Source organism: Tardisphaera saccharovorans (assembly GCF_046635845.1).
In the GTDB taxonomy this organism is placed as follows: Archaea; Thermoproteota; Thermoprotei_A; order Marsarchaeales; family UBA168; genus UBA168.
Genome location: NZ_JAQQXN010000002.1, coordinates 113175 through 128523, shown reverse-complemented (window position 1 = coordinate 128523; position 15349 = coordinate 113175). Strand labels below are relative to the sequence as shown.

Genomic DNA, 15349 nt, shown 5'->3' with positions numbered 1-15349 from the left:
CTGCGCCCGTAAGGGCGGAGCAGTTTATTCAAACAAAACAGAAAAATGCTGAAGCTAATACCAACAAAACGAGCGATATCGCAAAGTACTTTCCAAGTATTGGAAGAGAGGCCTTCATTGCTTGGTTTATTTTGTCAAGTCCCTCCGAGCCTATTACCTTGATTTCGTCAACCCTTTTCTCAACTAGCATCATGGCATCTCTTTGTTTCTCCAGGGCCATTTTTGCTGCTTTTAGGGCTAAGTTAAGAACGGTTTCTTCATCGGCGGCCCCTACCATGCTGTATCTGTTTACGGCCTGAAGTGACGTTGACAATTGGTGGTTGTCGGTTGTGGCTACCTCTGCCTCCTTAAAACCCATACCTCTAAGCGCCTCAACTATTTTATCTCTAAGTCCCAGGACCATGTTGTTGCCTTGGAAGGAAACCAATACGCCGCTCTTGGTCATCTTCTTCCAAGTCATAGCCACCACGCCACCAGCGCATATGCCGGTTTTGAGCGATTCTTTGACCTCGAGATGTGAAAATCCAACTTGAAGGTCGTTCCCTTCTACCTGCGAACTCATGAGCCTCTTTATCCCGGTGGTTATTTGGTCCACATTGGACGGGGGGAAGTAATTGAGGGTTGAATAACCATCGATGGGACCAGAGTTATGTGTGTCAGCGACCTTGCAACCTATGGCCTCAAACCCCTGTCCTATTTCCCATGGTATGTCGTCGCACGGATATGGCGCCTTGCTCAAAAGCACTAGATTTTCTCTATCGGATCTTATGGAAGTTAACGTGAAGGGTCCCGCCTTCACTTGATTGAAGTCGATGGCAGTGCAAGCAGCCCAGCCACTTGGTGGGTCGGTAGCCGGAAGCTTCAGGGGGATTAACATAGAGTTGGAGATCGCTTCGGAATAGCTTTTAGCGAGCTCCTTGGTTGGTATGTCATTTTCGTGACTTCCCTTTCCCCTTAATACCATGCATGGAGCGCCCGTTACCTTTTCCACTCCTTCCGATACCATTGTGGGAAGTGTGCTGCTTCCTACCTCGTGAAAGGGGCCGGGATGCGCGTCGGTAACCACTATACTTCCTATGGGCGACCCCTTCCTATCAACGAAGTAAAAAACATCGCTCTTTATGGGGTTTTTACTGGAAAGGCTTTCCAGATAGTCCTCGTATTCTTGGTCGCTTTTGTTGAACCACGCCCTGAAGAAGCTAGCTCCGAAACTTGAGCCCCTCAGGCCTATTATGGACAGCGTCTTTTTATCTATCTTGTGCACCGTAAAGTAGGCCAGGCTTATGGAACCTACATATATAACCACCATGTAAGGGACTTCATGAAGGCCAGAGGTAGCTAAAATGGGAAAGAAGAAAACCAACACTATGGGAAGGTAAAAGAGGGGATTCCCGACGGTAGCTACATATGTTAGCGCCATGGGATATGCCGTAAAGGAGACGCCTATGGGCATGAGGTCGACCCCTTTGAAGGGCAGGTACTCGAAGGCCAGCGGTATGGAGTAGAAAAAATCTCCCATGAGAAGTGTTTGCCTAAAGTTAAACAGTTTTTTCGGTTGTAAGTAGGTCGCAAGCAGCCCGATTACAACAACACTTGATGCAGCTAGTAAAGCTGCTGAAAGCGGGATGTACGACCTCAGAAATACGGCCAATAACTCAAGAAAAGAGACCGGAAATATCAGCCAGTCTGGTATTGGCACGTGAAAAAGCCATTTCTTGCGTTTTTCAAGCTCGTTGGCTGACTTCTGAGGATCCAATTTTACCCCTTAAGGTTTTATAAAGCTGAAGAGCCCTGCGTCGGCCAGCGCGATCACTACAGAAAACGCAACTGCAATCCCTATCACAACGCTAGGCTTGAAGTTTATGCCCTTATCCTCTTCGTAATACCTAACTAGGCCCGCGGCCGTCATTGGGGCTGGTCCCTCTTTCTTTCTTCTCTTGCTCATAATACGCTTACGGATTTTGGCTTAAACGCATAACGGTTTATCGTTTGGGTAGATATGGAGAAAAAGTCTCCCAAAGCTCCTTGGCCTTGTTGTCGGTGGTCAGATGTCTTCTTACAGGTTCTATTGCTCTGTTAAGCGCCAAGGCCAAGGAGAGCTTGAGATCAAGAGGATGAAGCTTTTGGCCTGCGTAGTCCCTTGCCAGATCATCAAACCCTTTATATATGACATCACCTCCATGTGCCAGCTCCCTTTCCACCTTTAGCTCACCAAATAAGGGGAACACTATGTACTTCGCGTACTCCACTATCGGGTTGCCCTCAAGTACTGCTGGAGGGCATGCAGCACCCAAAATCTTCCTTCTTACTGTTTCTTCGTCATCTGTCAAGTATATGGTATTCTTTGGAGATGATTTTGACATCTTGCTTGTTATTATGGAGTCCCTCTTGGCATTTTCATCCATCCCCCTTCCGGCTTTTAGGCCCTCAAGGCCAACAAGTATGTGATGGTGAACACCCACTGGCTTCTTGCGGCCCAGCTTTTCAGCAACTTCTCTGGCCAGCATGTTTGCCTTTCTCTGGTCGAGGCCAAGTTGACAAATGTCAACCCCTAGCTTGAAGATGTCGGTTACTTGCATTATCGGATAGAAGAGCCAAGCTATTTTATCGCTTTCAACGGCTGTCCTGCCCATTATGGGAAGCGCGCGGGTAACGCGGTTCACTGTTACGTAGTTCGCTATCCTGAGCATTGTCGTTAAGTAATCACTATCCAGTATGTCGGTGCTCCACACGATTTGAACGTTATCAGTTTCGACAGGCACGCCCGCTGCTCTCCAAGCTTCAACGAAGTACTGCCCTGCTGCCCTTATGGCCTCCATATTACCACCAAGCTTCCCGTTTAGCCACGCGTGCCAATCCGCCAGGAACAGTTTGAACCTAACCCCGATTGCCAGGAGCTTTTTTATCGTTATTGCGCGGTAAAGCAAGGGAAGATGGGCTATGCCCGATGGCTCAAAACCATCATAGGCAAGTGGGTGTTCTTTTTCTTTCAGTAACTCCACAAGGTCTTCTCTGGTTATGATCTCCTCGCTTACCTCTTCAAAGGCCTTGACCTTTTCAGAGAGCTCCACGTGTAATCACCTGGTACTTTAGCAAATCGATGCCCAGAGAGGGAGCTACCATATCAAATGGACTTAAGCGCGAGCTGGTTCCTGCCAGATTTGGTCTATTAGCGGATAAAGCGCCTGTTAGTGCCCCCTCTGGAACCCATGCAAGCATACTGCTATCGCCCTCTTTGCGAATAAGAGCTTTTTGTTGGCTTCTTACGCGGTTGTTGGCAATATCTAATTTGAGTAGCAACCATGTTCTCACGCATAAGCTCGCCAATGGTAAAAGGCCCCTGGGCCCTTTTTGCAACCGCTTTCATCGTGAGCGTAGCGCTATCTCGGCGGCTCCTAGAAAGGTCCGGGGGCAAAGGTTATTTGTTTCAATTTTAAGCATGACGGTTAGATTACTCCTCACAATTAACTCGTGCAACTAAAAGAAGGTATTTACTTGTAGCCTTGAGTTGATAGCCGCCTTGACGGAGATGTGGGTTTACTGCGTGATCTCTGTGCGGAACTGCGTAGCAACGGTGAGCTCAAACGCCACAACGGGGAAGTCATAGTCGAACTTCAGCAAAACCTCGGGTGAGATCTCAGCGATCCAGCCACAGTCAAAAACAGCTGACCTTCCAGTGATAGCGAAAGGAAAATCCTTAGACTTTATGTCAAGAGCTAAGCGCAGGCGCTTGGCAAGCCTTAGGAGGTCTCCCTGTATGTCTTCCGCACTGACCGAGTAATCGCTTATCACAGCTGCCGCGTTAACTTTCTGGGTCAAAAAGTTTTCTTCTTTGATTACAACGGGACCTACCTCAAAGAGCTTCAGCGGCATGCGCTTCTTTTTGTTCACGAAAAGGGCTTGAAGTAGGTCCGGAAGAAGTCCCTCTCTGAGCGAATCATAAGAAGAGCTAACTGGATTTTTGACCTTTACGGGGTCTGCTGCATAGACGAGCGATTGGTTCTTTCCCTCGCTTAGCAAGGTCATTGAGATCTCAACATAACCCAAGTTAGCTAAGACCTCTCTTATCTTATCTTCAAGTGACGTCGTAGCTGACCTCTTTCCGATGGTGTAGGTGTTAGGGATAGATGGGGTTAGTTCCTTGAGCCCCAATCCCATCATAACGTCTTCTATAAGGTCAACCTCGCTTATTACATCAAACCTGTAGTACGGGGAAAAGATCTCCAGCTTTTCGCCGATTAACTGCACGCGGTGCCCCATCTTACGTAATGCTTGGGCTGCCCTTACTGGGGTCAAGCTTATGCCTAGTCTCTTAGAGACGCTCAAAATACTGAGCTCATGTTTTTTCTCGGAAAGGGAGGGCACAACTGCTTGTCCTCCTGGGCCATTGATAACAACTCTCGATATGTTTCCGTATCCAGAGAGCTCCCTCACCAAAATGCCAGTGACTAGCTCAACGGTTCTAGGATCAGTCCCCTCGACATCCACGAATAACCTTTTCGTTGATTGCGATACCTGCGTCTCAACGGAGTTGATCACTGGTGGCATTGACATCACCCCTTTGTTTGAGATCAGGAACAGGAACTCGTCGTCTTTGATCAGCGAGCTATACGTCTTTCCCTTCTCCGTGGAGTTTAAAACCTCTTTTGGAGTCATTTGGCGGGATTCTCCCAAGGGGACGAACCGTATCGAATCTCCCCTTGCGGTCGTATACCTGATCTCGCTGATTCCAGCTGCGTCGTGAAGGCCTATCGATGCTTTTGTTCTGTTCCTGCAAAAACTCTTGTGTAAAAGCTCTTGAAACATCATCAGTTCTTTTATATCATCATCATCTAGTTTGACATCATTTACGAAGAAACCTTGGAAGTAACCCCTTTGCCTAAGGGTCCCTTCGTCTTGGAAGACTGGCACAGCATCGATAACGGTTTTGAGCTCCTCATCCTTACCTGCGAAGTATGCCCTCAAAGCTCTCGCCAGTCCTTTCTGCCCAAGCAGATCAGGTCTATCTGGAGTGACCTCTATTTCTAAATCGTTTCCAAGGACCTCGCCTGACACCTTCAAAAGAGGCAAGGTCTCCAAGAGTTCTCCCTCGCTAAGGCCAGAATCGGACACCAGTTTTCCAAGGTTGAGATTGTTGGTTGGCATGTTAAAGCTCCTCCTCTATTAGAAAATCGACGTCGGGGCTGTAAAGAAGCCTTATGTCATTCAATCCAAATTTGGCCATGGCCAATCTGCTAATCCCTATTCCCCATGCGAGTACTGGCTCGTCGGTACCCAAGGGCCTGGTTACCTCAGGCCTGAAAATACCACCCGGAAGTGCCTCCATCCACCCCAAAACCGGGTGTTTAACATATCCCTCAACGCTGGGCTCGGTGAAGGGGAAGTAGCTTGGATAGAACCTGACCTCATCAAAACCCAGTTGTCTTGCAAACTGCGTTAGGAAGCCTATGAGGTCTGCCAGGGACAGATTTTTGTCGACCACTATGCCTTCGCTCTGATAAAACTCTATGTGGTGCTTTTGATCGATTTCGTCTTTCCGGAAAACCCTGTCAACCGAGTACATCTTTATCGGCCTTTCCTTGTGTTCCGCCAGAAACCTCGCGGAGACCGCTGTGTTTTGAGACCTTAAAACCAAGGACGAGGCTTTTTCCAGGCTCCATGAGTACCCCCATCCCAGCTCGTGCTCTCTGGCAACTCTTCTGATCAAATCTTCATCATCAATTTTTCCCTTTCCCTCGATGTAAAGCACGTCGTGCATCTCTCTCGCCGGATGGTCCTGGGCTTGAAAGAGCGCGTCAAAATTCCAGAATTCGGTCTCAACGTATGGTCCAAGCGACTCCTGGAATCCCATGTCCTCGAGAATCTCCCTCACCCAACTTAGGAACTCCTCGAAGAAGTTCTTCTTTCCTCCTCTAGAAGGTTGCGGTAGCACCGAAAGATCATATGGTTTAAGGCCTTGTTTCCACCGCCCGCTTAGTATTTCATCGTGAGTTAACCTTGTCAACGCGAGAAAGTGCGGTTGCTCGACAACCTTAGCGCTCACCAAATGATATACTTTCACGTTTTTTTTCCTTATTATACCCCTTTGAAGAGCTTCAGCGCGGTTTGTGGATATCAAGTCCTCAAGTGTTTCAGCTGGAGCCTTCCTGAAATAAATACTTGTTTTTCCGCTCTCTTTTTTTAATGAGACATATCCTTTCTTGATCGCCCAAGATATTGCGGCGCTTGCCTCATCTCCTAGTTTCTCCTTTACCTCATCAATGCTTAACTCCCCTTTTTCCCTTACAAGAGAGGTCAGCCTTATCTCAGGTAAACCCTCGGCCTTATACTTTGCTCCCCGCTCGGTGAGCTCGTAGCTCTCTTCCTCTTTCGCGGTAAAGTCGATGATGCCGCTCTGTTTCATATCCTCAAGTGTGGAGGCCAAGGTGGCTTCTGGTATGCCTAGAGCCTGAGACAGGGATTCAAGTTTAAACTCCTTAAGGCCTTTTATAAAACCAAGCACGACTTGAATCCTATCGGAGCTCAATCCTGTTTCCCTCTTCATCTATTTCTCCTTCTCTAATTCTTGTGCTAGAAATAGGTTTTTTGTCATAAGCTAAGGCCATAGGTACCACAATTAAGATGAGCTTTTTAACTCCCGCGTTGACTCTTGCCTCATTAACCAGATTTGCCCCCGGAAGAGTCTCCTCGCTCACTATAAGCACGTCGTAGTCCCCTAAGGCAGGCCCTACGGGATCGGATATCGGTACCAAATGGTAACGCCCCGCGAATCCCCGAGAGTCCAGATATGCAGCAAGGGAGGCCTTCCTTTCCTCATAAACGTGAGCTATTTTTTTCTTTTTCACCGCAAATTCATCTGTTGTAAGCCCTATCGTTACCGTTGCGGCTACCTTAAACGCCGTTTCAAGAAGATCTTTGTGTCCTCTGTGTATGAAATCGAAGGTACCCCCTAGGATCCCTCTATCGAAGCAGGGCATGCGAGCTATAGGCCCCAGCTTATAAATAAAGGTGTCGCCGTTAAACGCAAGGTTCATACTTATACTTAAATACCTATCATAGAAGAATATGAATTAAAGTTGAGCACGTCGGGTCTATTGCCGAGTAGCACGACCGGATGGATCATCTACTTGCTAGTGACAATAGCATGGATATATCTGATGTTCTACGGGCAAAAACTTCAGTCTATGATCTGGAAGAACCAGATCGAGAGCTTTCTAAGAGAGATGAAAGCGGTCAGCGACGCAGCGACGGCTAAATTGATCAACGCCGTAGTTCAGAAGGGGAAACCGAACATGGATCCAAGCCAAAGGATAAAGGACTTCCTAGAGTTCTTCACCATCGAGCCAGTGGACAGGGATCCCAGTGGAGTTCTCAAGAGGTTGGAGTATCTGCTTGACGTGAGAGAGAATAGGTTTGATCAGGAGATGGCAAAGCTCGCACCTAATGCCTCAAGCGAAGAGCAGGCCAACTTGGCTGTAGCCATGGAGGCGGCCATGGCACTTAACTTCATCTACCGCTACATAAGGCACTTCCTTGTTCTTGGAACAAAACAGAACAATTGGATGATATTAATGCAGGTAGCCATGAGCCTTGGTCAAATAAAGGAAATAGCGCGCAGCTATGAAAAGGCCATGAATGCTTTCTTAGATGGCAAGCCAATAGGCGATGGAGCTGGGCCCATGGTGGCCCATATGCTGGCCGCGGGCGCGCCAATGCAGGAGATCGAGGGAACAAAGACCGTCTTTGCAAAGCAGGAGTTTGAAGGCAGGACGCTACTTATACTTAAGGCCAAAGGGCCTGGCGGGAGGGTTGGAAAGCCAGGCGAGGGGGTGCAGAGGCTCATAGAGAGCGAGGGAGACAAGGTCAAGCTTATAATAACGGTAGATGCAGCGCTGAAGCTAGAAGGGGATAACAGCGGAGAGATAGTTGAGGGAGTTGGTGCCGCGATAGGAGATCCTGGTCCTGAGAAGTTCAAGATAGAAGAGGCTGCCAGGACGCACAACGTCCCTCTACTAGCGGTAATCCTCAAAGAATCGATGGATGAGGCCATAACCGGTATGAAGAAGGAGATAGCCGATGCCGTACCAGCGGCCGTGGAGAAGGTGAAGCAGGTCATAAGGGAGCAGACGAAGGCCGGCGATGAGGTAATAATCGCTGGCATAGGTAACAGCATAGGGGTGGCCTGATTGTCATCGCAAGCCCAGAAAAGACCGAGCAACACCATCAGGTATGTAAACCTTATCATAGGAGTAGTTCTGGCGCTCTTCCTCATAGTGTTTGGGTCTGAATCAATAGCTGATGGGATAATGGGGTTGCTTCTTGCCCTCATAAGCTATGCTGCGGCTATAGTGCTTTTATATGTCACAATCTTGAATTACTACAGAATCGGATATGTTATGTCTGCGATACCGGAGAGGACGTTCACGGTCTACAGATGCCCCTCATGTGGATATCAACTCACCAAGGACTTCATGGTCGGTGACTACGTCGGAAAGATAGGAGAAAGTTGCCCAAAGGATGGGACCCCCATGGTCGTCGACAAAATATACACGATAAGTCAGCCCGAGAAATAGGGAAGGGCACTTTCTCGAAGGTTTCAGTTTTACTGTTTTTGCATGCAGGTCTCTTTTATCTCATGCACGTCCAGTTGCTGCTTCGATGCTAGATCTATTGCAATCGAGATCGCTCGGGAAGATACAACTGGGTTGTTGCTACTGCTGGGGGTTTGGTGAAGTGCGACAACCTTGTTGAGATTTTTCGCTTGATTGGAGGCTTAATGATCTTAAGGGTCTTTTTTGCTTAGGTTCGAAGCAGAGATGGTTGGATAATTTATCCAAAGCCTTAAATGGAGAAGCTAAATTAGAGGCATGGCCCAGCAGGCGGAATCGGGAGGTTTTTCTGAAAGCGAGAGCTTTTTGAGATACGTTAAAAGGGAAACTCTTGACGTCCTGGAAAATGCGAATAAATACCTCGGACCTACCGGATATTTCTCTTATGTTGCCGAGCAGGCTCTTCAGACCGAAGCGGAAGGATCGATGCCTGTTGCGGTGAGAGATGCCATGCGGAGCGCGGAGATATACGTCCATAAGCTGCCCATGAGCGTTTACCTTCCTTACTGCAGCGGTCATTCGATGAACGCGCTGCTTACCAAGGGGTTAAAAACATCGACCGTTAACTCCTTGCCTGCAAAACATTTCGATACATATGTTGATCATATCGCAAATTACCTGATAACGCTACAGCAGTTCTTCACGGGCGCGCAGGCTCTTTCTTCTGTAGAGTGGTACGCGGGTCCCTTCATAAGAGCTGATCAACTGGAGCGCAAGCGCATCATCCAAGGCGTTCAAAGGCTCCTATTTAACCTAAACTACCCGAGCAGGGTTGGCATGCAAACTCCCTTTACTAACTTCACCGTGACGTTGGATGCGTCAAAGAAAATGCTCGATGGTGATCGGGCAATTTTAGGAGGGATGGCGGTAGGGACCCTTGGAAACTACGAGAAAGAAGCGAAGGAGTTCGTGATTGCGTTGAGTCTGCTTCTGAGGAGCGGAGATTCCATTGGGCAGCCGTTCACGTTTCCCATACCGACTCTTATGACGACGGCGCGCATGCTATGGGATGATCCCGAGATATTTGAATCGATCTTTGAAACTGCTGCGGAGAAAGGAAGTTTCTATTGGCTTAATACTCGGGTTGTTGACCCAGACGCGAGTTTCGCCATGTGCTGTAGGATAAACATCGACAGGAACGAGTTGGCCATGGCCAAGTCTTTTTCGGTGGAACAGAGTTTTACAGCCAGCGAAGATAGAAAGGCCTTCGGAGGGATTTGGGCACTTCCTGATGCGACTGGATCGGTTAACGCTTCCGACGTCAACCTACCGAGAGTTTTCATGAAGGCTCAGCGCGACCATCGGGATGTATGGGAGCTCTACGATGAGGCATTGGGTAAAGTGAGGCAGGCAGAAGAATGGCTAAGGGATAGATACGTAAGGCTTCTAAGATCTTATCCCTCCTTTTATTGGGCAATTAGGGAATACCTGCCAGAGTTTCCAGCCAATCACTTCAACACCATAGGATTACTTGGCCTGCCCGAAGCCGCAGCCATATATATGAACCAGCCAGCTTTGTGGTATGAGGGAAGTAGGAGAGATTGGTTAAGGGCAAGGGATGCGATGAAACAATTTGTCGACTTCGCGGTCAAACGCGCAAGGGAGTGGATGAAGGATACGGGTATCCCTTGGAACGTTGAGGAGATACCGGGAGAATCCGCGGCTCCTAAGTTGGCCCTCTCGGACCTCAGGGATTTTCCAGAGCTGTTGCCCTTTTTGCCACGGGAGACGGATCCCATATACAGCACCAGCATAGCGCCCTACTACGGCTCGTTGCAGCTTTCTGATCGCGTGGATATCGAAGCCGGCGTTCAGCGCTCGTTTACAGGAGGAGTTATGATGCACATCTTCCTGGGAGAGCGGCCCGATCCCGAGGCCTTAGCCTCGCTCACGAAGAAGCTAATTAACACAGATCTGGTTTACTGGAGTTACACGCCTGCTCTGACGGTTTGCAGGACTTGCGGCTCAAGCTTTACCGGTATATATACGAGGTGCCCTAAATGCGGCTCAGAAAAAGTAGATATATGGAGCAGGATCATAGGATACTACAGACCACTGAAGAACTGGAACCCAGCGAGGCGCAAAGAGTTCTGGACAAGGGAGCACTACGACCTAGGTTGACTGCTTTGAAGGGGGCAGGCTGGAAGCCAATATCTCTGGTGGACGTTAAGGGTAAGGTGACGTTCACGCTTTGGCTTTGTGGTTGTAACCTGCGTTGTCCATTTTGCCATAACTGGAAGATTGCCAATGGTTCACGGGAAGCTTGCTCAGAAATTGACATAGAAAAAATGAAAGGAGACCTTTTGTCGGTCCTAAGTTTCGTAGACTATTTCCACGTAACCGGAGGTGAGCCGCTCATGCAGGTCAACGAGCTGAAAGGGCTTTTCAAAGAGCTCAAGAGCGAGGGCGTGAATATTTCACTTAACTCGAACTTGACCTTACCCTGGCTACTTAAAAAGGTACTACCCCTGCTTGATCACGTTGCGACGGACCTGAAGTTGCCAGAATTTTACGGGTACGGCGAAGTTGCCAGTTCGGCAATGTTTTCAAACTTTCTTAAGTCACTTGACCTACTTGCAGAAGCGCACATGAAGGTGGAGCTCAGGGTTCCCATAGCTAAGGGTTATGAGTTGAGCGCTTATGAAAATCTATTCCGTGCCGTGGTGCCGCACCTGAAGTTTCCTCATTACTTTGTCCTGAACAAGCTACTCGGCCCCCCTCTCACGGAGCCCAGGGATGAAGCTTGGTGCAGGACTCATTGTTTTGCGGGGTTTGATGAAGGCGCCGAAGAATTGGATAAATTATCCAAAATCTTAAATATGGCAAACCTACCTTAACGATCAAAATGAGGCTAATCCGCGTTTTGTCGATTACCTTAATTTTAATGTTTGTGTTGTCGTTCTACAGACCAGCAGTTGCACAGGGCTCTTATTATCCCGTGAGGCTTGTGGATGATGATGGTAACGTTGTAACGATATACCAGAGACCGACCAGGATAGTATCGCTTGCTCCCAGTAACACCATATTGGTTTACGGTCTTGGACTTGGCAACTACCTCGTAGGTGGGCTTGCCAACGAGTACGTGTGCGCGACCATAGCACCTCAGGTTAAGAACCTGACCAGCGTGGGTAGTTATTACGGTATAGATTTCGACGAGATAGAGGAGCTGAGACCGCAGCTGGTACTTGCATCGAGCATAAACTCACCTCAGGACATACAGAAGCTAAAGAGCATGAATCTCACCGTGCTAGTGCTCAACGCTACGAGCATTCAAGGCGTCGAGCGGGACATAATGCTTGTCGGTAACGCCACCGACACGCAACAGAAAGCCGAACAGATAGTGAACTGGATGAATACCGTGATAGCCGACGTTCAGTCAAGGTTACCCAGTTACAAGACAAAGGTCTTTTACCTCTTAGATACCACCGGTGGTTATTGGACGGGTGGAAGCGGGACGTTCATGAATTCGATGATACAGTTGGCCGGAGGCGAGAACATAGCATCCAACATATCTGGTTGGGGCATAATGAGTCCAGAGGATATATTGAGCGAAAATCCATCGGTGCTTATATTAGATCAGTACGCCAACGCCAGCGTTGTGAACCAGATGCCATTTATGGCCACAGCAGCAGTGCACAACGACAAGGTGTACGTGATACCGCATGAGGGTTGGTTTGCTCAGCCTACTTACAGGCTTGTCTATGGTATAGTCTGGCTAGCTGAGGCGTTCTATCCTAACGCCATGAAGGGTTTTGAAGTACCTCCATGCCCTGCGGAAACCGGGACCGAAAACGTCACCCTACCTCACGCGATACACGTAAATGCCAGCGAGGGAATACCTTATCTCGACTACGGGATCGCAGCATTGGCAGTGGTCATCGTGGTTCTACTCGTGGTGGTGTACGAAAGGAGGCGCTAGTTATGCCGCGGCGTTTAATGAAACCCTTGCTGGCGTTGGTTTTTTTGGCCAGCTTTTTTCTTTCAATCATGATAGGCCCGGTTAGGATACCTGCATCGGCAGTTGCGGGTTTTTTCTTTGATTTTTTGCCTTGGTTTTCTAAACCCACGGCCGTTTATTGGGACATAATCTATTACCTGAGGTTGCCAAGGGTAATTCTTGCCCTTCTAGTGGGAGCTTCGTTAGCTATGGGGGGCGTCGTAGTTCAGGCCATGTTCCGGAACCCCATGGCTGAACCTTACGTGATTGGACTTTCGAGCGGGGCGGCGCTTGGCGCATCTTTAGCGTCTACCCTTTCCCTTTACTTTCTTGGGCCATATACAATGCAAATTATGGCTTTTGTTTTCGCTCTCCTATCGACCTTTCTGGTTTACGCGCTGGCCCGCGCGCTAGGCCCCTCGTCGGTTATTGGAACTTCATCAGGGGTGCTCCTGTTATCAGGTATCGCGGTAAGCTTGCTCTTCGGCTCGCTCTCTTCGTTCGTCATATACGTCAACGCGGCTCAGAGACCCGAGGTCATATTTTGGTTATTGGGGAGTCTTGCTGATGCCGAGTGGCAGGAGATCCCCTTTGTTTTTGGCATAGTTGCGATATGCGCGCTTGCCCTTTACGCCTTTAGAAGGGATCTCGACGCATTGAGCCTGGGTGATGAGGACGCGCTTTACGTGGGGGTCAACGTGAAAAACGTCAAGGTGGCACTCATGTCTATCACGGCACTCATGGTTGCCACAGTGGTCTCGGTAAGTGGTCTCATAGGCTTCGTTGGGTTAATGATACCGCACATGACTAGGATGTCATTTGGCTCCGCACACAGGGTGCTTCTTCCTTTCAGCGCGATCATGGGAGGCGTATTTCTCCTCCTTTGCGATGATTTGGCCAGAACAGCCATGGCCCCACTGGAGATCCCTATAGGGATAATTACGGCATTCGTAGGAGTGCCATTCTTCTTTGTCCTATTGAAGAAAAGGGGATATGGTGAGCGATTTGACCGAGGTCCTTAGCTGTGAAGCAGTAACCGTTGATTTTGGAAAAAAAGAGGTCCTTAGAAGCGTAAACCTAAGCGTGGGAGAGGCCGAACTGGTCGGTATCGTTGGCCCGAACGGGTCAGGAAAAACAACGCTCATACGTGCCATCGCGGGCTCTCTCCCCTATAAAGGCACCATATATTACGGCGGAGTTCCCGCGACCAAGCTAAAGAGAAGAGATATAGCGAAGTTTTTATCCGTGGTTCCTCAAGAGCCTCCGGTCTCAACCCTAACGGTTATGGACTTCGTGCTTTTAGGTCGCTATCCCTACCTGAGCCGCTGGGAAGATGAGGGACCTGCAGATATGAGTGCCGCTACAGAGGCGCTTAGGGAGCTTGGAGCCCTGCATCTAAAAGATAGGCAGATCAACACCTTAAGCGGAGGAGAGCTTCAAAGGGTGATGCTCGCTAGAGGGATTGTTCAGGGACAGCACGTGATCTTAATGGACGAACCCACATCACATTTGGACTTGAAAGCGCAACAGGAGATCATGGAGCTAGCTCGGTCGCTAACTAAAAAGAGAAGTATAGTCGCCACATTTCATGATCTAACGTTGGCTGGGCAGTACTCCGACAGGATAGTTGTTCTGAGGGAAGGCACGGTACTAGCGCAAGGCAAACCCAGAGATGTGCTCACATCAGATATGATAAGCCGCGTATATGGGGTTAGGGTGATTATAGAGCACGAGCCAGTTTTTCACGTGATACCCATCTTTTCGGATAACTTGGGTCAGTAACTCTTTAACGGCGCGCATGAGTCTCGTGTTTTTCTTGTGAGAAAGGGCTCCAATTCTAACGTATTGGTTGTTCAATCCCTTTATGGTTGAAGCGTCCCTTATCAGAAACCCCTTATTAAGGAGCTTTTCCTTTAGCTCAATCGACGTCATCCCCTTGATCCTGGTCAAAAGGTAATCGGTGTGGGATGGTATGACCTCGAATCCAAGCCTTGTAAGGGAGCCAGAAAGGTAAGTCCTTTCGCGCGAAGCGTAAGTCTTGCTTTTCTGAATGAAATTCGAGTCAAGCCAGTTCTTCGCAACCTCGATCGAGAGCACGTTTACGTTCCAAGCCGGTCTTACGGCATCTATCTTAGATGCCCACTCAGGAGAAGAAACGGAATATCCCAAACGCAGGCCAGGCACTCCAAGGAGTTTTGTAAGCGATCTTAGGACGACCGTGTTTTCTAGTCCCTCGTTTATCACGCTTTCCCCCTCTTGGTCGCAGAGGTCCATATGAACTTCGTCTACAACCAAGGTTGCGCCTGCGGCCTCAGCCCTGCGCTGAAAGTCAACTATGGCGTCTTTCTTTATAACCTTTCCAGTGGGGTTGTTGGGATTGCACAGAAATATGAGGGAAGTGCCTGGCTCTATCTTGACGTCATTGAGATCGACGTCAAAGGGATGCTTGCTCAAATAAAAGTAGGGTTTTAATCCATGGCCTATTACAGCCTGTTCGTACTCGCTGTAAGTTGGGGCCAGTATCAGCGCCTTTCCCTTGGGGACTGCTGAACAGATCAAGTGAATAAGTTCGTTGGCCCCATTTCCAATCACGATGTTCTTTTTATTTAGCCCGTGAAAAGAAGCTAAAGCGGCGCGGGCTGAAATGGCGTCTGCCTCTGGATAACGCGTAGATAGACCAACTATCTTCCTGAGATATGGCAATAGCCCATTAGGAGGGGCAAGTGGGTTCACGTTGCTGCTGAAATCGATGACGTTTAGGGGTTTTCCATCCCTCCAAACATCAGCTCCATGAATCGCCATG

14 protein-coding genes are annotated in these 15349 nt (G+C 48.8%); 7 read left to right on the top strand and 7 right to left on the bottom strand.

Annotated features, from left to right (window positions below; translation table 11 throughout):
* Nucleotides 1-28: 28 nt before the first annotated feature.
* The 6 genes from PRZ02_RS04025 to PRZ02_RS04000 form a co-directional block, all read right to left on the bottom strand.
* Nucleotides 29-1756 (bottom strand): DUF2070 family protein, encoded by a 1728-nt coding sequence (locus PRZ02_RS04025; RefSeq protein WP_449464567.1) that lies wholly within the window; start codon nucleotides 1754-1756, stop codon nucleotides 29-31.
* Between the two features lie 9 nt (nucleotides 1757-1765).
* Nucleotides 1766-1945, bottom strand: a complete 180-nt coding sequence (locus tag PRZ02_RS04020; RefSeq protein WP_449464566.1) for a preprotein translocase subunit Sec61beta — start codon at nucleotides 1943-1945, stop codon at nucleotides 1766-1768.
* A gap of 37 nt (nucleotides 1946-1982) precedes the next feature.
* On the bottom strand, nucleotides 1983-3071 hold the full coding sequence (locus tag PRZ02_RS04015; protein WP_449464565.1) for a tyrosine--tRNA ligase: 1089 nt from the start codon (nucleotides 3069-3071) through the stop codon (nucleotides 1983-1985).
* A 466-nt stretch (nucleotides 3072-3537) separates the two neighbouring features.
* Nucleotides 3538-5145 carry a phenylalanine--tRNA ligase subunit beta gene (gene pheT / locus PRZ02_RS04010; protein WP_449464564.1) on the bottom strand — a complete coding sequence of 536 codons (1608 nt, stop codon included), beginning with the start codon at nucleotides 5143-5145 and terminating at the stop codon, nucleotides 3538-3540.
* A gap of 1 nt (nucleotide 5146) precedes the next feature.
* Nucleotides 5147-6544, bottom strand: a complete 1398-nt coding sequence (pheS, locus tag PRZ02_RS04005) for a phenylalanine--tRNA ligase subunit alpha (protein WP_449464563.1) — start codon at nucleotides 6542-6544, stop codon at nucleotides 5147-5149.
* The gene (locus PRZ02_RS04000) at nucleotides 6513-6977 is read right to left on the bottom strand and encodes a phosphopantetheine adenylyltransferase (RefSeq protein ID WP_449464562.1); all 465 of its coding nucleotides are present in this window, start codon (nucleotides 6975-6977) and stop codon (nucleotides 6513-6515) included. The genes pheS and PRZ02_RS04000 overlap by 32 nt, the downstream gene beginning before the upstream one ends.
* 99 nt (nucleotides 6978-7076) lie before the next feature.
* Between PRZ02_RS04000 and PRZ02_RS03995 the strand changes: the two genes are divergently transcribed.
* The 7 genes from PRZ02_RS03995 to PRZ02_RS03965 all read left to right on the top strand — a co-directional run bounded on the left by PRZ02_RS03995 (nucleotide 7077) and on the right by PRZ02_RS03965 (nucleotide 14328).
* A complete protein-coding gene (locus tag PRZ02_RS03995) occupies nucleotides 7077-8186 on the top strand; it encodes a DUF1512 domain-containing protein (protein ID WP_449464561.1) in 1110 nt (369 codons plus the stop codon).
* A complete protein-coding gene (locus PRZ02_RS03990; protein WP_449464560.1) occupies nucleotides 8187-8573 on the top strand; it encodes a hypothetical protein in 387 nt (128 codons plus the stop codon). It abuts the gene before it with no gap.
* Nucleotides 8574-8867: 294 nt separating this feature from the next.
* Nucleotides 8868-10730: an anaerobic ribonucleoside triphosphate reductase gene (locus PRZ02_RS03985; protein ID WP_449464559.1), complete on the top strand. Its 1863-nt coding sequence runs from the start codon at nucleotides 8868-8870 to the stop codon at nucleotides 10728-10730.
* Nucleotides 10634-11446: an anaerobic ribonucleoside-triphosphate reductase activating protein gene (locus PRZ02_RS03980; protein WP_449464856.1), complete on the top strand. Its 813-nt coding sequence runs from the start codon at nucleotides 10634-10636 to the stop codon at nucleotides 11444-11446. Before PRZ02_RS03985 ends, PRZ02_RS03980 begins: the two co-directional genes overlap by 97 nt.
* A gap of 8 nt (nucleotides 11447-11454) precedes the next feature.
* On the top strand, nucleotides 11455-12528 hold the full coding sequence (locus PRZ02_RS03975) for an ABC transporter substrate-binding protein (protein ID WP_449464558.1): 1074 nt from the start codon (nucleotides 11455-11457) through the stop codon (nucleotides 12526-12528).
* Nucleotides 12529-12530: 2 nt separating this feature from the next.
* Nucleotides 12531-13568 (top strand): FecCD family ABC transporter permease, encoded by a 1038-nt coding sequence (locus PRZ02_RS03970; protein WP_449464557.1) that lies wholly within the window; start codon nucleotides 12531-12533, stop codon nucleotides 13566-13568.
* Nucleotides 13543-14328, top strand: a complete 786-nt coding sequence (locus PRZ02_RS03965; protein ID WP_449464556.1) for an ABC transporter ATP-binding protein — start codon at nucleotides 13543-13545, stop codon at nucleotides 14326-14328. The genes PRZ02_RS03970 and PRZ02_RS03965 overlap by 26 nt, the downstream gene beginning before the upstream one ends.
* Here PRZ02_RS03965 and PRZ02_RS03960 read toward each other — a convergent pair.
* Nucleotides 14230-15348 (bottom strand): pyridoxal phosphate-dependent aminotransferase, encoded by a 1119-nt coding sequence (locus PRZ02_RS03960; protein WP_449464555.1) that lies wholly within the window; start codon nucleotides 15346-15348, stop codon nucleotides 14230-14232. The two genes, PRZ02_RS03965 and PRZ02_RS03960, sit on opposite strands and share 99 nt — an antisense overlap.
* Nucleotide 15349: the final 1 nt, after the last annotated feature.